The 25236-nt window shown below is 65.8% G+C and carries 19 protein-coding genes; 11 read left to right on the plus strand and 8 right to left on the minus strand.

Features of this window, described 5'->3' with window-relative positions; all coding sequences use genetic code 11:
• Nucleotides 1-60: 60 nt before the first annotated feature.
• Genes AC0Z6F_RS03680 through AC0Z6F_RS03690 form a run of 3 tightly spaced genes read left to right on the plus strand, consistent with a single transcriptional unit; the run spans nt 61 to nt 7813 of the window.
• Nucleotides 61-1212, plus strand: a complete 1152-nt coding sequence (locus AC0Z6F_RS03680; RefSeq protein WP_485616692.1) for an efflux RND transporter periplasmic adaptor subunit — start codon at nt 61-63, stop codon at nt 1210-1212.
• A complete protein-coding gene (locus tag AC0Z6F_RS03685; RefSeq protein ID WP_485616691.1) occupies nt 1209-4730 on the plus strand; it encodes an efflux RND transporter permease subunit in 3522 nt (1173 codons plus the stop codon). The genes AC0Z6F_RS03680 and AC0Z6F_RS03685 overlap by 4 nt, the downstream gene beginning before the upstream one ends.
• A complete protein-coding gene (locus AC0Z6F_RS03690) occupies nt 4727-7813 on the plus strand; it encodes an efflux RND transporter permease subunit (RefSeq protein ID WP_485616690.1) in 3087 nt (1028 codons plus the stop codon). Before AC0Z6F_RS03685 ends, AC0Z6F_RS03690 begins: the two co-directional genes overlap by 4 nt.
• A gap of 169 nt (nt 7814-7982) precedes the next feature.
• Here AC0Z6F_RS03690 and AC0Z6F_RS03695 read toward each other — a convergent pair whose 3' ends face one another.
• From AC0Z6F_RS03695 to ykgO, 6 genes are all read right to left on the minus strand, one after another.
• Nucleotides 7983-9203 (minus strand): TraB/GumN family protein, encoded by a 1221-nt coding sequence (locus tag AC0Z6F_RS03695; protein ID WP_087943700.1) that lies wholly within the window; start codon nt 9201-9203, stop codon nt 7983-7985.
• A 4-nt stretch (nt 9204-9207) separates the two neighbouring features.
• Nucleotides 9208-9738, minus strand: a complete 531-nt coding sequence (locus AC0Z6F_RS03700; protein WP_134951181.1) for a GNAT family N-acetyltransferase — start codon at nt 9736-9738, stop codon at nt 9208-9210.
• Nucleotides 9739-9752: 14 nt separating this feature from the next.
• Entirely contained in the window at nt 9753-10640 is an 888-nt protein-coding gene (locus AC0Z6F_RS03705; RefSeq protein ID WP_005409280.1) for a carbon-nitrogen hydrolase, read from the minus strand.
• Nucleotides 10641-10804: 164 nt separating this feature from the next.
• Nucleotides 10805-11842 (minus strand): agmatine deiminase family protein, encoded by a 1038-nt coding sequence (locus AC0Z6F_RS03710; RefSeq protein WP_485616689.1) that lies wholly within the window; start codon nt 11840-11842, stop codon nt 10805-10807.
• A gap of 39 nt (nt 11843-11881) precedes the next feature.
• A complete protein-coding gene (locus tag AC0Z6F_RS03715; RefSeq protein ID WP_485616688.1) occupies nt 11882-12211 on the minus strand; it encodes a hypothetical protein in 330 nt (109 codons plus the stop codon).
• A gap of 146 nt (nt 12212-12357) precedes the next feature.
• Nucleotides 12358-12483: a type B 50S ribosomal protein L36 gene (gene ykgO, locus AC0Z6F_RS03720; protein WP_005409283.1), complete on the minus strand. Its 126-nt coding sequence runs from the start codon at nt 12481-12483 to the stop codon at nt 12358-12360.
• Between the two features lie 197 nt (nt 12484-12680).
• Here ykgO and cmk point away from each other — a divergent pair, with 197 nt between their 5' ends.
• The 8 genes from cmk (at nt 12681) to galU (ending at nt 20970) form a co-directional block, all read left to right on the plus strand.
• Complete coding sequence (gene cmk, locus AC0Z6F_RS03725) at nt 12681-13358, plus strand: (d)CMP kinase (protein WP_006361472.1); 678 nt, start codon at nt 12681-12683, stop codon at nt 13356-13358.
• Between the two features lie 198 nt (nt 13359-13556).
• Nucleotides 13557-15242 (plus strand): 30S ribosomal protein S1, encoded by a 1686-nt coding sequence (rpsA, locus tag AC0Z6F_RS03730; protein ID WP_012510790.1) that lies wholly within the window; start codon nt 13557-13559, stop codon nt 15240-15242.
• Between the two features lie 87 nt (nt 15243-15329).
• Nucleotides 15330-15635, plus strand: a complete 306-nt coding sequence (locus AC0Z6F_RS03735; RefSeq protein WP_005409286.1) for an integration host factor subunit beta — start codon at nt 15330-15332, stop codon at nt 15633-15635.
• Nucleotides 15636-15712: 77 nt separating this feature from the next.
• Entirely contained in the window at nt 15713-15997 is a 285-nt protein-coding gene (locus AC0Z6F_RS03740) for a LapA family protein (RefSeq protein WP_006361595.1), read from the plus strand.
• Nucleotides 15998-16003: 6 nt separating this feature from the next.
• Nucleotides 16004-17182 (plus strand): lipopolysaccharide assembly protein LapB, encoded by a 1179-nt coding sequence (lapB, locus tag AC0Z6F_RS03745; protein WP_012510791.1) that lies wholly within the window; start codon nt 16004-16006, stop codon nt 17180-17182.
• 3 nt (nt 17183-17185) lie between these two features.
• Nucleotides 17186-18175 (plus strand): MraY family glycosyltransferase, encoded by a 990-nt coding sequence (locus AC0Z6F_RS03750; RefSeq protein ID WP_012510792.1) that lies wholly within the window; start codon nt 17186-17188, stop codon nt 18173-18175.
• A 3-nt stretch (nt 18176-18178) separates the two neighbouring features.
• Nucleotides 18179-20092, plus strand: a complete 1914-nt coding sequence (locus AC0Z6F_RS03755) for a polysaccharide biosynthesis protein (RefSeq protein WP_485616687.1) — start codon at nt 18179-18181, stop codon at nt 20090-20092.
• Nucleotides 20089-20970, plus strand: a complete 882-nt coding sequence (gene galU / locus AC0Z6F_RS03760) for a UTP--glucose-1-phosphate uridylyltransferase GalU (protein ID WP_485616686.1) — start codon at nt 20089-20091, stop codon at nt 20968-20970. The genes AC0Z6F_RS03755 and galU overlap by 4 nt, the downstream gene beginning before the upstream one ends.
• Before the next feature lie 563 nt (nt 20971-21533).
• Here galU and AC0Z6F_RS03765 read toward each other — a convergent pair.
• Nucleotides 21534-22742, minus strand: a complete 1209-nt coding sequence (locus AC0Z6F_RS03765; protein ID WP_006361640.1) for an acetyl-CoA C-acyltransferase — start codon at nt 22740-22742, stop codon at nt 21534-21536.
• Between the two features lie 99 nt (nt 22743-22841).
• On the minus strand, nt 22842-25214 hold the full coding sequence (locus AC0Z6F_RS03770) for a 3-hydroxyacyl-CoA dehydrogenase/enoyl-CoA hydratase family protein (RefSeq protein WP_485616685.1): 2373 nt from the start codon (nt 25212-25214) through the stop codon (nt 22842-22844).
• Nucleotides 25215-25236 lie beyond the last annotated feature (22 nt).

The following is a 25236-nucleotide window of genomic DNA, read 5'->3' on the forward strand; positions in this document are numbered from 1 at the left end:
CGTGAAGTGGTGCATTACTTTGCTACCACACCTGTCCACGCATCCTCCAGGGATCTGACGATGTCGCACCCAACCTTCCTGTCCGGCCGTCGCAGCGGAATCTGCGCTGCCGCACTGCTGATCTCCATCTCCCTGCTGCTGGGCGGTTGCGCCGCAGGGCCCAATTCCGAAGCCAAGGCCGCCGAGACCAAGGAGGAGAAGAAGGTCGACGCGGTTCCGGTCGAGGTGGCCGTGGCGAGCCATCGCGCGGTCGCCGCCAGCTACACCGGCACCGCTGCGCTGGAGCCGCGCGCCGAATCGCAGGTGGTCGCCAAGACCTCCGGCGTGGCGCTGGCGGTGCTGGTCGAAGAAGGCCAGCGGGTCAGCGCCGGCCAGCCGCTGGTGCGTCTGGACCCGGACCGCGCGCGCCTGGCCGTGGCACAGAGCGAAGCGCAGATGCGCAAGCTGGAAAACAACTACCAGCGCGCGCAGAAACTGGTGGGCCAGCAGATGGTCAGCGCCGCCGATGTCGACCAGCTGCGTTACGACCTGGAAAACGTCCGCGCGCAGTACCGCCTGGCCACGCTGGAACTGTCCTACACCACGGTGGTGGCGCCGATCTCCGGCGTGATCGCCTCGCGCTCGATCAAGACCGGCAACTTCGTGCAGATCAACACGCCGATCTTCCGCATCGTCGACAACTCGCGGCTGGAAGCCACCCTCAACGTGCCCGAGCGCGAGCTGGCCACCCTGCGCGCTGGCCAGCCGGTGACGCTGGCCGCCGACGCGCTGCCGGGCCAGAGCTTCACCGGCACGGTCGATCGCATCGCACCGGTGGTGGATTCGGGCAGTGGCACGTTTCGCGTGGTCAGCGCCTTCGACGGCGCCGCGCACGCGCTGCAGCCCGGCATGTTCGGGCGCATCCGCATCGATTACGACCAGCGTGCCGATGCGCTCGTGGTGCCGCGCCTGGCGCTGCTCGACGACGGTGAACCGGCGGTGTTCCGGGTGCGCGAAGGCAAGGTCGCACGCGTTCCGGTCAAGCTGGGTTACGCCGAGGGCCCGTGGGTGGAGATCCGTGATGGCCTGGCGGCCGGTGATCAGGTGGTCACCGCCGGCAAGGTCGCCCTGCGCGACGGCACCGCAGTGCAGGTGATCGCCGATCCGAAGGCAAAGGCGAAGACGGTCGCAGCGGCCGCCAAGCCGGCAGACAAGGCCGGGAGCAAGCAATGACCGCCCCGGGCCACGACCACGGTGCCTCGCCGGCGAGCGACGGCGCCGCCGCCGGCATGCGCGGCGGACTTGTGGAATTCGCCACCCGTCGCCGCGTGACCATCGCCATGTGCACGGTCACCCTGCTGCTGTTCGGCGTGATCGCCCTCGGTAACCTCAAGGTCAACCTGCTGCCGGACCTGAGCTACCCGACGCTGACCGTGCGCACCGAGTACACCGGTGCGGCACCGACCGAAATCGAAACCCTGATCACCCAGCCGGTCGAAGAGGCCGTGGGCGTGGTCAAGAACCTGCGCAAGCTGAAATCGGTCTCGCGCACCGGCCAGAGCGATGTGGTGCTGGAGTTCGCCTGGGGCACCAACATGGACCAGGCCAGCCTGGAAGTGCGCGACAAGATGGAAGCGCTTAACCTGCCACTGGAGGCCAAGGCACCGGTGCTGCTGCGCTTCAATCCGTCCACCGAGCCGATCATGCGCCTGGTGCTGTCGAACAAGGCAGCGCCGACCAGCGATGCCGATGCGGTCCGCGAGCTGACCGGCCTGCGCCGCTACGCCGATGAAGACCTGAAGAAGAAGCTGGAGCCGGTCAGCGGCGTGGCGGCAGTCAAGGTCGGTGGTGGTCTGGAGGACGAGATCCAGGTCGACATCGACCAGCAGAAGCTGGCCCAGCTGAACCTGCCGATCGACACCGTCATCAAGCGCCTGAAGGACGAGAACATCAACATCTCCGGCGGCCGCCTGGAGGAGGGTTCACAGCGCTTCCTGGTGCGTACCGTCAACCAGTTCGCCGATCTGGAAGAGATCCGCAACCTGCTGGTCACCACCCAGGCGTCGAACGGCAGCGCGGCTGACTCGGCGTTGCAGCAGATGTTCAACATCGCCGCGTCGACCGGTTCGGCGGCGGCCATCGCGGCGGCGTCGGCGGCGCAGAGCGCATCGTCCGGTGGTGGCTCCAGCGTGGTTGCCAACGGTGTGCCGGTGCGCCTGAAGGACGTGGCCACCGTGCGCCAGGGTTACAAGGAGCGTGAAGCGGTGATCCGCCTCGGCGGCAAGGAATCGGTGGAACTGGCGATCTACAAGGAAGGCGACGCCAACACCGTGTCCACCGCCGAAGCGCTGCGCAAGCGCCTGGAGCAGATCAAGGGCACGTTCCCCTCCGATGTGGAGATGACCACCATCGAGGACCAGTCGCGCTTCATCGAGCACGCCATTGCCGACGTCAAGAAGGATGCAGTGATCGGTGGCCTGCTGGCGATCCTGATCATCTTCCTGTTCCTGCGTGATGGCTGGAGCACGTTCGTGATCAGCCTGTCGCTGCCGGTCTCGATCATCGCCACGTTCTTCTTCATGGGCCAGCTCGGCCTCAGCTTGAACGTGATGTCACTGGGCGGCCTGGCACTGGCCACCGGCCTGGTGGTGGATGACTCGATCGTGGTGCTGGAAAGCATTGCCAAGGCGCGTGAGCGTGGCCTGGGCATCCTGCAGGCGGCGATCGTCGGTACCCGCGAAGTGAGCATGGCGGTGGTCGCCTCCACCCTGACCACCATCGCGGTGTTCCTGCCGCTGGTGTTCGTCGAGGGCATCGCCGGCCAGCTGTTCCGCGACCAGGCATTGACCGTGGCGATCGCCATCGCGATCTCGCTGCTGGTGTCGATGACCCTGATCCCGATGCTGAGCTCGCTGAAGGGGCGCCCGCCGCTGGCGTTCCCGGAAGAAGCGCAGAACGCACCGTGGCAGCCGCAGAGCCGCTGGCAGAAGCCGGTCGCGCTGGGCCGCCGTGGCGTGGTCGCGACCGCGCGCCGCAGCTTCTACGCACTGGCCTGGCTGGTGGTGCGGGTGTGGCGTGGCGTGGTGGCCGTGGTGGGTCCGGTGATGCGCAAGGCCAGCGATCTGGCAATGAAGCCCTATGCCGGTGCCGAGCGTGGCTACCTGCGCCTGCTGCCGAGCGCACTGGCGCATCCGGGCAAGGTATTGGGCGTTGCCTCGATCATCTTCGTGGCGACCATGGCGCTGGTGCCGATGCTCGGTGCCGACCTGATCCCGCAGCTGGCGCAGGACCGTTTCGAGATGACGGTGAAGCTGCCGGCCGGCACGCCGCTGAAGCAGACCGATGCACTGGTGCGCGAGCTGCAGCTGGCACACGGCAAGGGCGAAGGCGTGGCGTCGCTGTACGGTGTCAGCGGCAGCGGCACCCGCCTGGATGCCAGCCCCACCGAGAGCGGCGAGAACATCGGCAAGCTGACCGTGGTGATGGAAGGCGGAGGCAATGCACGCACCGAGGCCGAGATCACCGAGCGCCTGCGTGACACCATGGGCCAGCATCCGGGTGCACAGGTCGATTTCGCGCGGCCGGCGTTGTTCAGCTTCTCCACGCCGCTGGAAATCGAGTTGCGCGGGCAGGACATGGCAACCCTGGAAGTGGCCGGCCAGCGCCTGGCGGCGATGCTGCGCGGCAACGCGCACTACGCCGATGTGAAGTCGACGGTGGAAGAGGGCTTCCCGGAAATCCAGATCCGCTTCGATCAGGAACGCGCCGGTGCGCTCGGTCTGACCACGCGCCAGATCGCCGATGTGGTGGTGAAGAAGGTGCGCGGCGACGTGGCGACACGCTACAGCTTCCGTGACCGCAAGATCGATGTGCTGGTGCGTGCGCAGGAAGGCGACCGCGCCAGCGTGGAGAGCATCCGCCGGCTGATCGTCAATCCCGGCAGCACCCGCCCGGTGACACTGGACGCGGTGGCCGAGGTGGTGGCCACCACCGGTCCCAGCGAGATCCATCGCGCCGACCAGACACGGGTGGCGGTGGTGTCGGCCAACCTGCGCGACATCGATCTTGGCGCGGCCATGCGCGAAGTGCAGCAGATGGTGTCAGAACAGCCGCTGGGCGCGGGCGTCGGCCTGCACATCGGTGGCCAGGGTGAGGAGCTGGCCCAGGCGGCGAAGTCGCTGATCTTCGCCTTCGGCCTGGCGATCTTCCTGGTCTACCTGGTGATGGCTTCGCAGTTCGAGTCGCTGCTGCATCCGTTCGTGATCCTGTTCACCATCCCGCTGGCGCTGGTCGGCGCGATCCTGGCGCTGATGCTGACCGGCAAGCCCATCTCGGTGGTGGTGTTCATCGGCCTGATCCTGCTGGTCGGCCTGGTCACCAAGAACGCGATCATCCTGATCGACAAGGTCAACCAGCTGCGCGAGGCTGGCGTGGCCAAGCTCGAGGCGCTGGTGGAAGGTGCGCGCTCGCGCCTGCGCCCGATCATCATGACCACCCTGTGCACGCTGTTCGGCTTCCTGCCGCTGGCGGTGGCGATGGGCGAGGGCGCCGAGGTGCGCGCACCGATGGCGATCACCGTGATCGGCGGCCTGCTGGTGTCGACCCTGCTGACCCTGCTGGTCATTCCGGTGGTGTATGACCTGATGGACCGTCGCGGCGATGCGTATTACCGCGAACGTGGCCGCAAGCATGCCGGTGAGATCGAGCCGGGTGCAGCGGGCAACGCGGCGGGTGCGGAGGAACCGGCATGAGTGTTGCCGAGTTCTCCATCCGCCGTCCGGTCACCACCATCATGTGTTTCGTGTCGCTGGTGGTGATCGGCCTGATCGCCTCGTTCCGGCTGCCGCTGGAAGCATTGCCGGACATCTCGGCACCGTTCCTGTTCGTGCAGATCCCGTACACCGGCTCGACACCGGAGGAAGTGGAGCGGACCATCATCCGCCCGGTGGAGGAATCGCTGGCGACGATGACCGGCATCAAGCGCATGCGCTCGTCGGCCACCTCCGAGGCAGCGCTGATCTACATCGAGTTCAGTGACTGGGATCGTGACATTGCGATTGCCGCCTCCGATGCGCGCGAGCGCATCGATGCGATCCGCAGCGACCTGCCCGACGACCTGCAGCGCTACAACGTGTTCAAGTGGTCCAGCAGTGACCAGCCGGTGCTGAAGGTGCGCCTGGCCAGTACCACCGATCTGACCACTGCCTATGACATGCTCGACCGCGAGTTCAAGCGGCGCATCGAGCGCATTCCCGGCGTGGCCCGCGTCGACATCACCGGCGCGCCGCCGAACGAGGTGGAGATCGCCATCGATCCGAACCGGCTCAACGCGCACGGGCTGAGCATCAACGAGCTGAGCGAGCGCCTGCGCACGCTGAATTTCTCGATCTCGGCCGGGCAGATCGACGACAACGGCCAGCGCGTACGCGTGCAGCCGGTGGGCGAAATCACTGACCTGCAGGAAATGCGCGACCTGGTGATCAACGCCAAGGGCCTGCGCCTGGGTGATATCGCCGAGATACGGTTGAAGCCGGCGCGGATGAGCTATGGGCGCCGCCTGGACGGCAACCCGGCGGTCGGCCTGGACATCTTCAAGGAGCGCAGCGCCAATCTGGTGGAGGTTTCGCGCGCGGCACTGGCCGAGGTCGAGGCGATCCGCGCGGAGGCGTCGATGCGCGACGTGCAGATCAAGGTGATCGACAACCAGGGCAAGGCGGTGACCTCCTCGTTGCTGGAACTGGCCGAGGCAGGTGGCGTCGGCCTGATCCTGTCGGTGACCGTGCTGTTCTTCTTCCTGCGCCACTGGCCATCCACGCTGATGGTGACCCTGGCCATTCCGATCTGCTTCACCATCACCCTGGGCTTCATGTACTTCGTTGGCGTGACGCTTAACATCCTGACCATGATGGGCCTGCTGCTGGCGGTCGGCATGCTGGTCGACAACGCCGTGGTGGTGGTGGAGAGCATCTACCAGGAGCGCGAGCGCATGCCCGGCCAGCCACGGCTGGCCTCGATCATCGGCACCCGCAACGTGGCCATCGCGCTCAGCGCCGGTACCCTGTGCCATTGCATCGTATTCGTGCCGAACCTGTTCGGCGAGACCAACAACATCAGCATCTTCATGGCGCAGATCGCGATCACCATCTCGGTCTCGCTGCTGGCCTCCTGGCTGGTTGCGGTCAGCCTGATCCCGATGCTGTCCGCGCGCATGACCACGCCAAAGCTGGTGCATTCGAAGACCGGCCTGATCGCGCGCCTGCAGCGCCGTTACGCACAGCTGCTGGACTGGTCACTGCGCCACCGCGGCTGGAGCCTGCTCGGCATCCTGCTGGTGGTGCTGGTCAGCCTGGTGCCGATGAAGCTGACCAAGATCGATATGTTCGGCGGCGAAGGCGGCAAGGACATCTTCATCGGCTACATGTGGAAGGGCGCCTATACCTACCGGCAGATGTCCGAGGAAGTGGCACGGGTGGAGAGCTGGATCGACCAGAACCGCGAACGCCTGCACGTGAAGCAGGTGTACTCCTGGTACAGCGAGCAGGAAGGCAGCTCGACCGTGGTCACCCTCGACGAGAAGTACGCCAAGGACATCAAAGCGCTGCAGGAAGAGCTGCGCAAGGGGCTGCCGAAGTCGGCCCGCACCGATTATTTCGTCGGCAACCAAGGGGGCGACGGCGGCGGTGGTGGCAATCAGGGCGTACAGGTGCAGCTGGTCGGCGACTCCAGTTCGATGCTGCAGGAGATCGGCCAGGAAGTGGTGCCGCTGCTGGCCCAGCGTGCCGAGCTGCGCGACGTGCGCATCGACAACGGCGAGAAGGGCGGTGAACTGAAGGTGCGCGTTGACCGCGAGCGCGCTGCGGCGTTCGGCTTCAATGCCGAGCAGGTGGCCAGCTTCGTCGGCCTCGCACTGCGCGGTGCGCCGATGCGCGAGTTCCGTCGTGGTGACAACGAAGTACCGGTATGGGTGCGCTTCGCCGGTGCCGAACAGAGCAGCCCCGAGGATCTGGCCGGCTTCAGCGTACGTACCGGCGATGGCCGCAGCGTGCCGCTGCTGAGCCTGGTCAGTGTCGACGTCGGTTCGTCGGCCACCCAGATCGGCCGTACCAACCGCCAGACCACGTTGACCATCAAGGCCAACCTGGCCGAGAAGATCACTGCGTCGGATGGTCGCAAGGCGATGGAATCGGTGCTCAAGCCAATGAACTTCCCGGCCGGCTATGGCTTCACCTTCGATGGCGGCGACTACGGCAACGACGACGAAGCGATGCAGCAGATGGTGTTCAACCTGCTCATCGCACTGGTGATGATCTACGTGGTGATGGCCGCAGTATTCGAGTCGCTGTTGTTCCCGGCGGCGATCATGAGTGGGGTGCTGTTCTCGATCTTCGGCGTGTTCTGGCTGTTCTGGATCACCGGTACCTCGTTCGGAATCATGTCCTTCATCGGCATCCTGGTGCTGATGGGCGTGGTGGTGAACAACGGCATCGTGATGATCGAGCACATCAACAATCTGCGGCGCGGCGGCATGGGACGCACCCAGGCGCTGGTGGAGGGCTCACGCGAGCGCTTGCGGCCGATCATGATGACCATGGGCACGGCGATCCTGGCGATGGTGCCGATCTCGCTGACCAACACGCAGATGTTCGGCAATGGCCCGGAGTACGCGCCGATGGCGCGCGCGATTGCCGGCGGCCTGGCGTTCTCGACGGTGGTCAGCCTGCTGTTCCTGCCGACCATCTACGCGGTGCTGGATGACCTGCGCAGTGCGGTCACACGACTGATCCGGCGTGCGCGCGGTCTGGAGATGGTAGAGCCGGGCGCTGCCCGGCTGTAATGCACGACAGCGTGTTGTGGTGTGGGGGGAGGCCGGTCGTAGTGGGGCGGTCTCCCCCCATTTTTTCGCCGGGCATGGCCCGGCGCTACCCCATCAGTGCCTCTCGGAAATGCTGTGCCAACCAAGGTTGGCACCTACCGGTAGCGCCGGGCCATGCCCGGCGGGACCATCAGCCCGCCACCTTGCCCCACACCTTGAACGTGGTCAGCCACAGGCCGAGCATGCTGCCCAGGTTGGTCAGCATGAAGGTCAGCACCACGCGGGTGACGCGGTTGCGGTACCAGCCCTTCAGGCTCTGCGCATCGTCGCGCAGTTTCAGGAAGTCCTCGTACGCCGGCTTGCGCAGGCGTGCTTCCACCAGCGCCGAGAACGCGCCGGTCGGAATGCTCAAGCGGAACGGTTTGAACGGCGCTACCGCAATCGCGGTCAGGATGCTCAGCGGATGGCCACCGGCCAGCAGGCAGCCCAGGCCGGCCAGGCCGCCGGTGTACATCGCCCAGGTCGCCAGCAGCTCGGTGCCCACACCCAGCCCGCCGCGATAGAAGCCCACGCCGATGCCGGTCGCTACGATGGCCAGGATGCCCAGCGTGAACCACGGGATGTTGCGCTTCTTCGGCACCGATTCCAGCTCGGCGCGCAGCGGTGCCGGTGCCTCGGTGTCGGTTTCCAGATAGCGTGCCAGCCCGGCCAGGTGACCGGCACCGACCACCGCCAGCACTTCGCGCTGCTGCGGGTCGTGCGCTTCGCGCAGGCGCGTGGCCATGTAGCGGTCGCGCTCGCCGATGATGGTCTCGTACAGCGCCGGGCTCTCGCTGGCGAACTCGCCGAAGCTCGACTCCAGCATGTCGCCCTGCTTGAGCTTCTCGATCTCGTTCTCGCCCACTTCCTCCGACGAGAACAGGCCGGCGCCAAGCCCAGCGACCAGCTTCAGCTTGCCGAAGAAGCCCAGCCGCTGCGATGCACGGCGGAAGGTCAGGCCGACTTCACGGTCGATCAGGTGCACCGGCAGATCGCGCTCGCGGGCCAACTCCACCGCGCGTTTGAGTTCGGCACCCGGCTCGATGTCGAGCTGTTCTGCCAGGCGCCGCTGGTAGGCGGACAGCGCCAGGTTGGCGGCGAACAGGGCGACGCGGCCCTTGCGGATCACCTCGACCAGGTCGAGCTTGGCCAGCGTGTCCGGGTCGCTCAGGGCCTGCAGGCGCTGCGGATCGAGCTCGACGGCCACCGCGTCGAAGCGGCCACTGTCGATCGCTTTTTCCACCGCTTCGACGCTGGCGCGGGAAACGTGCGCGGTGCCGAGCAGGGTGTAGCGCACGCCGTCGCGTTCAACGATGCGTACCGGCTGGCCGGCGAACAGGTCGTCGCCGGTGTCAGGAAGGGTTTCAGTCATGGATTCATTCATTGGAAGGTGCGGTGTCGGCGCCATCGCCGAGCGCGCGCTGCATCTGCACGGTATCCAGCCAGCGGCCGTGCTTGCGGCCGAGGCCACGGAACACACCCACCAGCTCGAAGCCGAAGCGTTCGTGCAGCTTGATGGAGGCGGCATTGGTCGGCTCCCCGATCACCGCCACCATCTGCCGGTAGCCACGCGCCACGCAGGCGTCGATGAGGGCCTGGAGCAGGCCAGTGCCCACGCCCTGGCCCTGGAAGCGGGCATCGACGTAGACCGAATTTTCCACGGTCCACTGGTAGGCGATGCGGGTGCGGTAGGTGTTGGCGTAGGCATAGCCGGCCACCTGGCCGTCGATCTCGGCGACCAGGTAGGGGAAGCCACGGTCGATGATGTCGCGCATGCGGCGCAGCATCTCGGACGCGTCGGGGATGTCGTACTCGTAGGTGTTGACGAAGTCGGTCACTTCCACCGCATAGATCGCGGTGATCGCGTCGATGTCGGCCGGGCCGGCATCACGGATGAGGACGGCCATGCGCGGGCTCCGGCTCAGTCGATGTAGCGCTTGAGCAGGTCGCCGTATGCATCGATGCGGCGATCGCGCAGGAACGGCCAGATGCGGCGCACGTGCTCGCTGCGCTGCAGGTCGACATCGCACAGCAGCACGGTGGCGTCGGTGCCGGCTTCGGCCAGGAATTCGCCCTGCGGGCCGAGCACGTGGCTGTTGCCCCAGAACTGGATGCCCGAAGCACCCAGCGGCGAGGCTTCGTGACCGACGCGGTTGCAGCTCAGCACCGGCAGGCCGTTGGCCACGGCGTGGCCGCGGTGGCTCAGCACCCAGGCGTCGCGCTGGCGGGTTTTCTCGTCCTGCACGTCGTCCGGGTCCCAGCCGATCGCGGTCGGGTACAGCAGCAGCTCGGCGCCGGCCAGCGCCATCAGGCGTGCCGCTTCCGGGTACCACTGGTCCCAGCACACCAGCACGCCGAGGCGACCCACCGAGGTATCGATCGGCTTGAAACCGATGTCGCCCGGGGTGAAGTAGAACTTCTCGTAGAAGCCCGGGTCGTCCGGAATATGCATCTTGCGGTACTTGCCGAGCAGGGTGCCGTCCTTCTCGAACACCACCGCGGTGTTGTGGTACAGGCCGGCAGCACGGCGCTCGAACAGCGAGCCGACCAGCACCACGCCGTGCTTCTTCGCCAGCGCGCCCAGGCGCTCGGTGCTCGGGCCCGGAATCGGCTCGGCCAGGTCGAACTCGTCCACCGACTCGTGCTGGCAGAAGTACGGGCCGTTGTGCAGTTCCTGCAGCAGCACCAGCTTGGCACCCTGGGCAGCCGCCTCGGCCACGCGTGCTTCGATCACCGCCAGGTTGGCGGCGGCATCACCGTGGTTGCGCTCCTGGATCAGGGCGACGGTAAGGGGGCTGCGCGAGTTCATGCGGGGCGTTCCTGCGGGGGAAAACCTGCATGTTAGCGCGGATGGGATGCTGCGGCGTGTCGGCCGCTGAATGGGTGCATGCAACCGGTAGCGCCGGGCCATGCCCGGCGGATTTTCCAGATGCCGCTGCGCTCGCCGGGCATGGCCCGGCGCTACCGCGCGATTTATGCCTTCAACAGGCCTTCCGGCAGCTGCATGGTGATGCAGTGCAGGCTGCCGTTCTGCCAGATCAGCGAGCGGCACGGCACCTGCACGATCTCGCGGCCCGGGTGCGCCTGCGCCAGCACGTCGCGGGCGAGATCGTCAGCCGGATCGCCGTAGGCCGGCATCAGTACCGCACCGTTGACGATCAGGTAATTGGCGTACGAGGCAGCCAGGCGGCGGCCTTCGTCGATCACCGGCTGTGCCCACGGCAGCGGGAACAAGCGGTACGGCTGCCCATCCCTGGTGCGCAGTGCGGCCAGCTCGTTGCCCATTGCCTGCAGTTCGGCATAGTGCGAATCGCTCTCGTCGTCGCAGGCCTGGTAGACGATGCTGTCGGCCGAGGCGAAGCGGGCGAGGGTGTCGATGTGGGCGTCGGTGTCGTCGCCTTCCAGGTAGCCGTGGTCCAGCCACAGCACGCGGTCCTGCTGCAGCCAATCGGCCAGGTCGGCAGTCAGGCTTGCCCGGTCGCGGTCCGGATGGCGTTCGTGCAGGCACTTCCAGGTAGTCAGCAGGGTGCCTTCACCGTCGGTCTCGATGCCACCGCCTTCCAGCGCGAACGGGATGCTGCGCACCGGTGCGTCGTTGAACACGCCGGCCTGGTCGAGCACGCCCACCAACTGGTCATCCAGGGTCGCGTCGAACTTGCCGCCCCAGCCGGTGAAGCGGAAGTCCAGCAGCTGGAAGCCGCCATCGGCGCGGCGCAGGGTGATCGGGCCGGAGTCGCGCAGCCAGGTATCGTCGTAGGCCGCCGTGGTGAAGTGGACCTTGTCCATGTCGATGCGGTTGGAGCGCAGCCGCATCTCGGCATAGGTCTCCACGTCGTCGTCGGCCACGCAGATCAGCACCGGCTGGAAGCGGGTGATCGCCGCGACCAGCGCGATGTAGGTCTCTTCCACCTGGCCCAGGCGGTCGGCCCAGTCGGTGTCGGCGGTGGGCCAGGCAATCAGGATGCCGCTCTGGGCTTCCCATTCGGCAGGAAAACGAAGGGTCTGGTTCATGGTCTCGCTACACAGGCCCGCGCACGGCGGGTAATGGGATCAACGGATCGGTGGTTTCGGGCCGATTTCGTTCGGGTCCGCCTGATTGGCCACCACGTCGATCACCTTCTGCTTTTCGAAGTAGACGGTGAACTGCGGGTACACCCAGCGGTTGATGGTCGGCCATTGGCGCTTCTGCCCACCACGCGGCTGCAGCTGCTCGCTCGGCGCACCGAACTGCGCCTGCACCTGCTGCATGCTCTGCCCGCGCACGGGCAGGGCACCGGCCGGTTTTTCGCGGGCGCGGTCGACAAGCAGGGTATCGGCCAGCGCCGGTGTGGCGACGGCCAGGGTGGCCAGCATGGCCAGGGCGGACAGGTAACGCTTCATCTCGAACTACTCCCCAGTGGTCAAGAACGGCGATTACAGCAAAAACGGCAGGAAAAAGCCGCATAAACAAAAAACCGCCCGAAGGCGGCTTTTTGCATCGGGTCGGCCCCGCGTAGGGCCAGCCGCAGCCGCGAGGGCTGTGAGGCTTAGCGCTGACGCGCCTTGAAACGCGGGTTCGACTTGCAGATGACGAAGATCTTGCCACGACGACGCACGACCTTGCAGTCACGGTGACGGGCCTTCGCCGACTTCAGGGAGGACAGGACTTTCATGGCATACCTCGGCGTAAACAGTAGTTGTTCGGGTGGAGCGTGGCCGCGATATGCGAAAGACAATCGGCAGTTGACGCTCGTTCAAGCCCGCCATTCTACCGGGCTTTTCCTCATGGTTTCAAGTGGTTGCACAAAAGATCCCATTCGGGGTGTCTGACAGGGGCTAGAATGACCCCTTCACACGCTCTGGGAACCCCATGAATCCACTCGCTCCCGTCCTGACCATCGACGGCCCTTCAGGGGCTGGCAAGGGTACCATCAGCCGCATTGTGGCGCGCCGGATGGGCTGGCATTACCTGGATTCGGGTGCGCTGTACCGGGCAGTGGGCGTGGCCGCCAGCTGGGCCGACATCGATACCTCCGATGCCTCGGCGCTGGTCCGCTGCACCTTCGATACCCACGTTCAGTTTGTCGAGCAGGGTGAAGCCATGCGGGTCATGGTGAACGGGACCGATGCCACTGACGAACTGCGCCTGGAGACCACGGGGGCGCTGGCCTCGGCCATTGCCGCCATTCCGGAGGTCCGTGCCGCCCTCAAGGAGCGCCAGCGCGCATTCAGGGAACTGCCGGGCCTGGTCGCCGACGGCCGTGACATGGGCACGGTGATCTTCCCGGACGCCTCCTACAAGGTCTTTCTGACCGCCAGTGCCGAGGAGCGCGCCGAGCGCCGGCATAAGCAGTTGAAAGACAAGGGGGTTTCTGTTAACTTTGATGACCTCCTGCGCGAGATCATGGCCCGCGACGCCCGTGATGCTCAGCGTACCGTGGCGCCCCTGAAGCCGGCAGACGATGCTGTCCTCATCGACACCACAGGCATCGGCATCGATGATGTCGTTGCCCGAGTGATGGATCTGCTTCCGGTTCCGGCTGCCTGATCCGTTCGCGCGGGAGTACCGCCAGCAACACCGGTGGTGGTCGCGCAAAGCAGTGCTGTACCAGCTCCGTCGCGCAATGATGCGTGGCGGTTTTCCTACTACACACGACCTGCGTTTCCGGGGTCGACCAACAGGCGGGCGGTCGCCATTCCCCTGAAGGGGACGCCACCGACCCATGTGTCCAACAGAGTAAATCTAATGACCGAATCATTTGCCGAACTGTTTGAAGCCAGCCAGGCCAACCTGGCCAAGCTGAAGCCGGGCGCCATCGTCAGCGGTACCGTTGTTGAAGTCCGCGGCGACGTCGTGGTGATCAACGCTGGCCTGAAGTCCGAAGGCATCGTGCCGATCGAACAGTTCCGTAACGACGCTGGCGAAATCGACGTCGCCGAAGGCGACATCGTCAAGGTCGCCCTCGACTCGATCGAGAACGGCTTCGGCGAAACCGTCCTGTCGCGCGAGAAGGCCAAGCGCGCGATGGTGTGGGACGAGCTGGAAGAAGCGTTGGAAAAGAACGAAACCATCACCGGCCGCATCAGCGGCAAGGTCAAGGGTGGTTTCACCGTGGACATCAAGGATGTCCGCGCCTTCCTGCCGGGTTCCCTGGTCGATGTGCGCCCGGTGCGCGATCCGGCCTACCTGGAAGGCAAGGAGCTCGAGTTCAAGCTCATCAAGCTGGACCGCAAGCGTAACAACGTCGTGGTTTCGCGCCGCGCTGTCGTCGAAAGCGAGCACTCGGAAGAGCGCGAGCAGCTGATGGACAAGCTGCAGGAAGGCGCGATCCTGAAGGGTGTCGTCAAGAACCTGACCGACTACGGCGCGTTCGTGGACCTGGGCGGTATCGACGGCCTGCTGCACATCACCGACATGGCATGGAAGCGCGTGCGCCATCCGTCCGAAGTCGTGAACGTCGGCGACGAGCTGGACGTGCGCGTGCTGAAGTTCGACCGCGAGCGCAACCGCGTTTCGCTGGGCCTGAAGCAGCTGGGCGAAGATCCGTGGGATAACATCGCCCGCCGTTACCCGGCCAACAGCCGCGTCTTCGGCAAGGTCTCCAACGTCACCGATTACGGCGCGTTCGTCGAGATCGAGCCGGGCGTCGAAGGCCTGGTGCACGTTTCCGAAATGGATTGGACCAACAAGAACGTCAACCCGTCCAAGGTCGTGCAGGTCGGTGACGAAGTTGAAGTCATGGTCCTGGACGTGGACGAGGAGCGTCGCCGCATCTCGCTGGGCATGAAGCAGGTTGCCGCCAATCCGTGGGAAACCTTCGCTGCCACCCACAAGAAGGGTGACAAGGTGTCGGGCCAGATCAAGTCGATCACCGACTTCGGCATCTTCATCGGCCTGGACGGCGGCATCGACGGCCTGGTTCACCTGTCCGACATCAGCTGGGCGACCACTGGCGAAGACATCGTTCGCAACTTCAAGAAGGGCGACACCCTGGACGCGGTTGTCCTGGCTGTCGATCCGGAGCGTGAGCGCATCTCGCTGGGCGTCAAGCAGCTGGAGCAGGATCCGTTCGGCCAGTACATGGCTGCCAATCCGAAGGGCTCCAAGGTTGAAGGCGTGGTGAAGGAAGTCGACGCCAAGGGCGCGATCATCGAGCTGGCTGACGGCATCGAAGGTTACGTCTCGGCTCGCGACATCGCCAACGAGCGCGTTGACGACGCCACCCAGCACCTGAAGGTCGGCGACAAGGTCGAAGCCAAGTTCGTGGGCATGGACCGCAAGGGCCGTACCCTGCAGCTGTCGATCAAGGCCAAGGACGACGCGGAAATGCGCGAAGTGCTGGAGGAATACCAGTCCTCTTCGGCTGCCAGCGGCACCACCCAGCTGGGCGCGCTGCTGCGTGCACAGCTGAGCGGCAACAAGTCCGAGTAATCGGCCTTACGCTGTTCGTTGTTTCCTGGACGGCCCGGGCATTGCCCGGGCCGTTTCAGGCTGAGATGCCCCTGATGTGAGCCGGTAATGACCAAATCCGAACTGATCGAAATCCTTGCGCGCCGGCAGGCGCACCTGAAGGCCGATGATGTCGATCTGGCGGTCAAGTCATTGCTGGAAATGATGGGCGGTTCCCTCTCTGCCGGGGATCGCATCGAAATCCGTGGCTTTGGCAGCTTCTCGCTGCACTACCGTCCGCCGCGCCTGGGTCGCAACCCGAAGACCGGTGAATCGGTGGCCCTTCCGGGCAAGCACGTCCCCCATTTCAAGCCGGGCAAGGAACTGCGCGAGCGGGTCAGCAGTGTGCTGCCGCTGGACGCCGATCCGGCCTGAGCCCGCCGTCGCGCCACCGCGTGCGAATCGAGCCGCGAGTCGGATAAGCTACGGTCTCCTGCCACTGGAGCTGTCGCATGAAGGTTTTTCGTCTGCTGGTGCTGCTGGCGGTGCTGATCCTTGGACTGATCATTGGTGCGGTCAACATGACGGCCATGTCGATCAACCTGTTGTTCACCCAATTGAATACGTCCGTCGGCGTGGCGCTGATTGCCGCGCTGCTGATCGGCGTGATCGTCGGTGCAGGCCTGGTGCTGGTGAGCGTGGTCATTCCGCTCTACAGCCAGCTGCGCCGCGCCAACAAGTCCGTTGCCGCCACGCCGGCGCCGGTGGTTCCCCCGCAATCTTTTGATGGACGCTGACCGAAGATGGATTTCGTCACCGAGTGGCTGTGGTTTTTCCTGTTCGTTCCCCTGGCCGCATTGGCCGGATGGGTGATCGGCCGGCGTGGCGGGCAACGCCACGGTGACAACCAGGTCAGCCGCCTGTCCAGCACCTATTTCCGCGGCCTGAACTACCTGCTCAACGAGCAGCCGGACAAGGCCATCGAGCTGTTCCTGCACATCGCCGAGCTGGACAAGGAAACCTTCGAGACCCAGGTCGCGTTGGGTCATCTGTTCCGCCGCCGCGGCGAGGTCGATCGCGCCATCCGCCTGCACCAGGGCCTGGTCAACCGCCACGACCTGAGCGACGCGCAGCGCGTGCAGGCACTGCTGGCACTGGGCGAGGACTACATGAAGTCCGGCCTGCTGGATCGCGCCGAGACCGTGTTCACCGAACTGGCACAGCTGGACCAGCGTGCTCCGCAGGCGCTCAAGCACCTGATCGGCATTTACCAGGCCGAGCGTGACTGGGAAAAGGCGATCGACAATGCCACCCGCTTCGAGGACGTGACCGGCGAGCCGATGGGCAAGCTGATCGGCCAGTTCGAGTGCGAGCTGGCCGAGCGCTTCCGCGGTGCCGGCAAGCTGGAAGAGGCGAGGGCGGCGATTGCCCGCGCCTACCAGGCCGACGCGATGTCGGTGCGTGCCGGCATCATCGAGGGCCGCCTGGAAACGGATGCCGGCAACGCAGAAGCAGCCGTGCGCGCGTTCGAGCGCGCGGCCCGCAACGATCCCGAGTACCTGCCCGAGCTGCTGCCGGCGCTGATGGCCAACTACCGCAAGGTCGGTGACCTCGGCGGTGCGCGTGCCTTCCTGTCGGAAATGACCGAGCACTATCGCGGCATCGCCCCGGTGCTGGCGCTGACCCGCCTGATGGAAGAGCAGGAGGGCGTGGCCCCGGCCCGTGCCTACCTCGGCCGCCAGCTCAAGGATCGTCCTTCGGTACGTGGCGAGTCGGCGCTGATCGACCTGACCCTGGCCGAAGGCGCTGATTCCACGGCAACCCTGCACGACCTCAAGCACATCACCGACCAGCTGCTGGTCCGCAACCCCGCTTACCGCTGCACCCGTTGCGGCTTCGGCGCGCGCACCCACCACTGGCAGTGCCCGAGCTGCAAGGAGTGGGGCACGGTCAAGCCACTGCTGAACTACGCGGTGCTCTGATCCATGCCGTGGTTCGTGATGGGGGCGCTGCTGGGATTGGCCCTGCTGAGTGCGGCGCTGACCTGGGCGGCACGCGGTTACGCGCTGCGCCGGCAGCTGATGGACCAGCCCGGCGAGCGCCGCAGCCATAGCGTGGCAACCCCGCGCGGTGGCGGCATTGCCATCGTCATCAGCCTGCTCGTTACGGCGGGCGTGGCGATGTGGGCCTGGCCCGAAGCAACGCCCAGCCTGCTGGTTGCCAGTCTCGGCCTGGTCCTGGTCGCGGGCATCGGCTGGTGGGACGACCACAAGCCGCTTCCGGCCATGCGCCGGCTGCTGGTGCATTTCATTGCCGCCGCACTGCTGGCGGCGTTGGTCAAGGTTCATGGTGGCAGCTGGGTGCTGGCCGTACTGGTGCTGCTGTTCACTGCCTCGCTGATCAACATCTGGAACTTCATGGATGGGATCAACGGCATTGCCGCCAGCCAGGCCATCGTGGTCGCTCTGGGCCTGGCGCCGGTGCTGCCCTGGCCGTATTCGCTCGCAGCCGTGGCGTTGGGCCTGGCCTGCCTGGGATTCCTGCCGTTCAACTTTCCGCGGGCACGGATCTTCATGGGCGATGTCGGAAGTGGCGCGCTGGGGTACGCCGTGGCGGTGGTTCTGGCGATCGCCAGCGTGCGTACCGACATCAACTGGATCCTGCTGCTGGTGCCGGCCTCGGCGTTCCTTGTGGACGCAGGCTTCACACTGCTGGCGCGCATCATTTCGGGGCAACGCTGGACGGAACCCCATACCCAGCACGTCTACCAGAGGGCGGTGCAGGCAGGAGCCAGCCACGCCCTGGTGACAGGGATGTACTTTGCTTTGGGCCTGTTCAGTATTACAGTGCTTAATGTCTGCTCGAATTTGCAGCCGAGGTGGGAGGCTGTCGTGGCGATCGCGTGGTTCATTGCGCTGAGCGTCCTTTGGCTCCTCCTGCGCAATGGATTGCGTCACCGACAAGGAACTATCTGACTCATGGCTTCACCCTGGCGGGACAGAATCCTCGGCCTGATGCCGCGTTCGGCCATCGTCTGCCACGACCTCTTCATGGTCTGGGCATGCTGGCAGCTGCTCCATGCGGGGCGCTACTCGATCCTTCCCAACGCGCCTGCGCTTCCCCTGTGGAACGTCGACACCACCCTGGTACTGCTGTTGCAGGGCGTGGTGTTCTGGCGCATAGGCCTGTATCGCGGGCTGTGGCGTTTCGCCAGCGTCAGCGACCTGCTGAACATCTTCAAGGCCAGCTTCATCGGCATGGTCGCCATCGTGCTGGTGCTGATGTGGAAGCGCTTCGACGGCGTGCCGATGTCGGTGCTGGTGATCTATCCGTTCGCGCTGTCGGCGCTGCTGGGCGCGCCGCGGTTGCTGTACCGGGCATGGAAGGATTACCAGTCGCTGCAGTCGGATTCGTCCGCGCGGCGCGTGTTGATCCTGGGTGCCGGCCAGGCCGCCGAGACCCTGGTCCGCGACCTGCGCCGGTCGGGCAACTTCGAACCGGTGGGCCTGCTGGATGATGCGCCGCATCTGCGCGGGGCCAAGCTGCAGGGCCTGCCCATCCTGGGTGGCCTGGACGACGCGCCGGCAGTAGTGCGCGAAACCGCGGCCAAGCTGCTGGTGATTGCGATGCCCTCGCTTGACGCTGCAGGCATGCAGCGCGTGGTCGCCATCTGTGAAAGCACCGGCGTACCATTCCGCACCGTGCCAAAGCTCAGCGACATCCTGCAGGGCCAGTCGCTGCCAGGGCAGTTGAAGGAAGTGGCGATCGAGGACCTGCTCGGTCGCAAGCCGATCATGCCGGACTGGAACCTGATCCGCGGCTGGTTGGGCGGGCGTACGGTGATGGTCACCGGTGCCGGTGGCTCGATCGGCTCGGAGCTGTGCCGCCAGTGCGCGCGCCACGGCGCCGGCCGCATCATCCTGCTGGAGATCAGCGAGCTGCTGTTGCTGACCATTGAAGGTGAACTGCGCCGCAGCTTCCCCGATGTCGAGGTCGAAGCGGTACTGGGTGACTGTGGCGACCCGGCGGTGATCCGCCACGCGTTGTCGCTGCATCCGGTCGATACCGCGTTCCACGCCGCTGCCTACAAGCATGTGCCGGTGCTGGAGCGCCAGCTGCGCGAAGCGGTACGCAACAACATCCTGGCCACCGAGAACGTGGCCCGTGCCTGCATGGAGGCACGCGTCGAGCATTTCGTGTTCATCTCCACCGACAAGGCAGTGGACCCGGTCAACGCACTGGGCGCCAGCAAGCGCTACGCCGAGATGATCTGCCAGAGCCTGGACCAGAAGTCCACGCACACCCGGTTCGTCACCGTACGCTTCGGCAACGTGCTGGCCTCGGCCGGCAGTGTGGTGCCGTTGTTCCGCGAACAGATCCTGCGCGGCGGGCCGGTCACCGTCACCGACCCGGAAGTCAGCCGCTACTTCATGACCATTCCGGAGGCTTGCCAGCTGATCCTGCAGGCCGCTGCGTCGGCGTCGCATGGTGCGATCTACACGCTCGACATGGGCGAGCCGGTGCCGATCCGCGTGCTGGCCGAACAGATGATCCGCCTGGCCGGCAAGCAGCCGTACAAGGACGTCCAGATCATCTACACCGGCCTGCGCCCGGGCGAGAAGCTGCACGAGACGCTGTTCTATTCGGACGAGGACTATCGTTCGACCGCACACCCGAAGATCCTTGAGGCCGGTGTGCGCACGTTCGCGCGCGATGTGGTGCTGGGCAATGTCCCGCGCCTGCGCGAGGCGGTGTGCAGCTACGACACGACCAGCATCCAGGAGATCCTGTTCGCGACGATGCCGGAGTTCTCTCCCATCGAACAGGATGCTTACATTTCATCCGCTAAAGTTGTGCCCTTTCCGGCACGTGAGGCCAACAGGCACCAATGAGCAAGCGAATTCGCAAGGCAGTTTTCCCGGTGGCAGGGCTGGGGACGCGTTTTCTGCCAGCAACCAAGACCGTTCCGAAGGAAATGCTGCCGATCATCGACCGGCCGCTGATCCAGTACGCGGTGGATGAAGCGATCGAGGCGGGCTGCGACACGCTGGTGTTCATCACCAACCGCTACAAGCATGCGGTGGCCGATTATTTCGACAAGGCCTACGAACTGGAGCAGAAGCTCGAGCGCGCTGGCAAGCTGGAGCAGCTGGAGTTGATCCGTCATGTGCTGCCCAACGGCGTCCGCGCGATCTTCGTGACCCAGGCTGAAGCACTGGGCCTGGGCCATGCGGTGCTGTGTGCCAAGGCGGTGATCGGCGACGAACCGTTCGCGGTGCTGCTGCCGGACGACCTGATCTGGAACCGTGGCGATGGCGCGCTGAAGCAGATGGCCGACCTCAACGAAGCCAGCGGTGCCAGCGTGATCGCGGTGGAAGACGTGCCGCATGACAAGACCGCCAGCTACGGCATCGTTGCCACCGATGCGTTCGATGGCCGCAAGGGCCGTATCTCTCAGATCGTGGAGAAGCCGAAGCCGGAGGACGCGCCGAGCGACCTGGCCGTGGTCGGCCGCTACGTGCTGAGCCCGAAGATCTTCGAGCTGCTGGAGCAGACCGGCAGTGGTGCCGGTGGCGAGATCCAGCTGACCGATGCGATCGCGCAGCTGCTGAAGACCGAAGAGGTGGATGCCTATCGTTTCGAGGGCACCCGTTTCGACTGCGGTACGCACCTGGGGCTGGTGGAGGCGACGATCCGCTTCGCGCTGGACAACCCGAAGCTGGCCGGCCCGGCACGCGAGAAGCTGGCGGCGATGTTGGCGGAAGGCTGAGGTTTACGAGCGTTCCGTTCGCGCTTTGATTGATACGTGGGGGAGGGGGCGGATGGCCCTCTCCAAAACACGCCAAAGCCCTTCCATGGTGCTCGATGGCGCCATCCATGGCGCCAACGGTTTTGGAGAGGGCCATCCGCCCCCTCTCGACAGTTTCCGTGCGGGGCGGACGGGAAGGGCGGAATCAAGGGCAGGAGCAAAAGCAAAAAGGCAGCCGATGGCTGCCTTTTGCGTTTCCGCGAGCGTCAAGTTGGGGTCAGATCCCTTTGCTGCGCAAAGGGCTCTGACCCCAGCTCTTGATCCTGCCTTTGCTCCCCCCTCCGCCGCGGGGAGGCTGGAAGAGCCGGGTCGGCAGGGCTGCCCGGGACCGTTGGCGCCATGGATGGCGCCATCGAGCCCCCAGGGGTGAGGGCGCTTTGCTTGCGAAGCACTGCTTCGCAAGCGCCCGAACGCACAGCCGCCAGCGGCTGGGCCGGACCCCGGAGGGGGGGTCACGGCGTGTCCCGGGCAGCCCTGCCGACCCGGCCCACGCCATGAAGCCCAACGAGGCAGTGCTTTGAACCTTACAGCGCCTCGAAAATACCCGCTGCGCCCATGCCGGTGCCGATGCACATCGTCACCATGCCGTACTTCTGCTGGCGACGACGCAGGCCGTGCAGCAGGGTCGCGGTACGGATCGCGCCGGTCGCACCCAGCGGGTGGCCCAGGGCGATCGCGCCGCCCAGCGGGTTGACCTTGCTCGGGTCCAGGCCGCAATCGCGGATCACCGCCAGCGACTGCGCGGCGAACGCTTCGTTCAGTTCAATCCAGTCCAGCTGGTCCTGGGTCAGGCCGGCCTGCTTGAGTGCCTTCGGAATCGCGGCGATCGGGCCGATGCCCATCACTTCCGGACGAACGCCGGCCACCGAGAAGCTGACGAAACGCGCCAGCGGGGTCAGGCCGTAGTCCTTGATCGCCTGCTCCGAGGCCAGCAGCACGGCGCCAGCGCCATCGCTCATCTGCGACGAGTTGCCGGCGGTGACGGTACCGCCGAACTGGCCGTTGCGGAACACCGGGCGCAGCTTGGCCAGGCCTTCGGCCGAGGAATCCGGGCGCGGGCCTTCGTCGGTGTCGGCCAGCTTGTTGCGGGTGAGGATGCGCTTGCCGTCAGCCAGGTCCGGCTGGTGCGAGACGATCTCGTACGGGCTGATCTCGTCCTTGAAGTCACCGTTCTGGATCGCGGCCATCGCCTTCTGGTGCGAGGCCAGGGCGAAGGCGTCCTGGTCTTCACGCGAGACCTTCCACTCTTCGGCGACCTTTTCGGCGGTGATGCCCATGCCGTAGGCGATGGCCACGTGGTCGTTGTCGAACACGCTCGGCGCCATCGCTATCTTGTTGCCCATCATCGGCACCATCGACATCGACTCGGTGCCGCCGGCCAGCATCAGGTCGGCGTTGCCCAGGCGGATCGCGTCGGCGGCCTGCGCCACGGCCTGCAGGCCGGACGAGCAGAAGCGGTTCACGGTCTGCGCGGCGATGGTGTTCGGCAGGCCGGCCAACAGCACGCCGATACGCGCCACGTTCATGCCCTGCTCGGCTTCCGGCATGGCGCAGCCGATGATTGCGTCATCGATGCGGTTGACGTCCACGCCCGGGGCCTGAGCGACGACGCTGCGCAGCACGTGCGCAAGCATGTCGTCGGGGCGGGTGTTGCGGAACATGCCCTTGGGCGCCTTGCCAACCGGGGTACGGGTGGCGGCGACAATGTAGGCGTCCTGGATTTGCTTGGTCATTGCAGTGATCTCTCGAATTTTTTAGCCGGAGTGCCGACCAACGGTCGGCACCCACCAGAGGCAGAGGAGTGCCGACCTGGGGTCGGCACCCGCCATCAATCAGTTACGCAGCGGCTTGCCGGTCTTCAGCATGTGCGCGATGCGGGCCTGGGTCTTTTCCTGCTGGGCCAGTTCGACGAAGTGCTTGCGCTCCAGGGTCAGCAGCCACTCTTCGTCCACCAGGGTGCCGCGGTCGACCTTGCCGCCGCACAGCACGGTGGCGATGCGCTCGGCGATCTCGTAGTCGTACGGGCTGATGAAGCGGCCTTCCAGCATGTTGACCAGCATCATCTTGAAGGTGGCGATACCCACGTCACCGGCGACCTGGATGCGGCGTGCCGGCAGCGGCGGACGGTAGCCCGCTTCGGCCAGGGCGCGCGCTTCGGCCTTGGCGATGTACAGCGCCTCGTAGCTGTTGAACACCACCTTGTCGGTGCTGCGCAGCAGGCCCAGCTCCTTGGCGTTGACCGCCGAGTTGGAGACCTTGGCCATTGCCACGGTCTCGAAGGTCTTCTTCAGTTCGGCGAACACGTCACCACCCGGGCCGGCCGCCTGCGAGGCGCGCACGGCCAGTTCCTTCAGGCCGCCACCGGCCGGCAGCAGGCCGACGCCGGCTTCGACCAGGCCGATGTAGCTTTCCAGGAAGGCTACGGTCTTGGCGCTGTGCATCTGGAACTCGCAGCCACCACCCAGTGCCAGGCCACGCACGGCAGCCACCACCGGCACCAGCGAGTACTTGATGCGCTGGCTGGTGCGCTGGAAGTTGTGCACCATTTCTTCGAACTGGTCGACCTTGCCGGCCTGCAACAGGCCGAGCGCACCGGCCAGGTCGGCGCCGGCGGAGAAGGGTTCCTTCTGCTGCCAGATCACCAGGCCCTGGAAGTTCTTTTCGGCAAGCGACACGCATTCCTGCAGGCCGTCGAGCACGTGGTCGGAGACGGTGTTCATCTTGGTCTTGAAGCTGACCACGGCAATGCCGTCGCCGTCGTGCCACATGCGCACGCCGTCGTTCTCGAACACGGTTTCGCCCGGGGCGAACTTCTCGCCCAGCAGCGGATCCGGGAAGCGCTGGCGCTGGTACACCGGCAGCGACGAGCGCGGCAGCTTGGCGTTGCGCGACGGGCTGTAGCTGCCCTCGGCGGCGTGCACGCCATCGCGGCCATCGAACACCCAATCCGGCAGCGGGGCGTTGCTCATGCTCTTGCCGGCCACGATGTCATCGGCGATCCACTGCGCAACCTGCTTCCAGCCGGCGGCCTGCCAGGTTTCGAACGGGCCCAGCGACCAGCCGTAGCCCCAGCGGATGGCCAGGTCGACGTCGCGCGCGGTTTCGGCGATGTCGGCCAGGTGGTAGGCGCTGTAGTGGAACAGGTCGCGGAAGGTCGCCCACAGGAACTGCGCCTGCGGGTGCTGGCTCTCGCGCAGCTTGGCGAACTTCTCGGCCGGGTTCTTGATCTTCAGGATCTCGACCACTTCCGGTGCGGCGGTGCGATCAGCGGCGCGGTAGTCCTGCTTTTCCAGGTCCAGCACCACGATGTCCTTGCCGACCTTGCGGAAGATGCCGGCGCCGGTCTTCTGGCCCAGCGCGCCCTTGGCAATCAGCGCGTCCAGCCACTTCGGCGACTTGAAGAACTCATGCCACGGGTCGTTCGGCAGGGTGTCGCCCATGGTCTTGATGACGTGGGCCATCGTGTCCAGGCCGACCACGTCGGAGGTGCGGTAGGTGGCCGACTTCGGGCGACCGACCAGCGGGCCGGTCAGGCCGTCCACTTCATCGAAGCCCAGGCCGAACTGCTGGGTGTGGTGGATGGTGGACAGGATCGAGAACACGCCGATGCGGTTGCCGATGAAATTCGGGGTGTCCTTGGCGTACACCACGCCCTTGCCCAGGGTCGTGACCAGGAATTCTTCCAGGCCTTCCAGCACGGCGGCGTCGGTGGTGGTGGCCGGGATCAGCTCGGCCAGGTGCATGTAGCGCGGCGGGTTGAAGAAGTGCACGCCGCAGAAGCGGTGGCGCAGCTGTTCGGGCAGCACGTCGGCCAGCTTGTTGATGCCCAGGCCCGAGGTGTTGGAGGCCAGCACCGCGTGGTCGGCCACGAACGGGGCGATCTTCTTGTACAGGTCCTGCTTCCAGTCCATACGCTCGGCGATGGCCTCGATGATCAGGTCGCAGTCCTTCAGCTGCTCCAGGCCGGACTCGTAGTTGGCCGGGGTGATGGCTTCGGCCAGCGACTTGCTGGCCAGCGGCGCCGGGCTCAGCTTGCCCAGGTTGGCGATCGCCTTCAGCACGATGCCGTCGGCCGGACCTTCCTTGGCGGGCAGGTCGAACAGCACGGTGTCGACGCCAGCGTTGGTGAGGTGGGCGGCGATCTGGGCACCCATGACGCCGGCACCCAGCACGGCGGCGCGGCGGACTAGCAGGGAATTGGACATGGTGTAGGGCCTTTGTTGGTCA

The organism is Stenotrophomonas sp. 1L-E-5-B-C3, assembly GCF_057292075.1.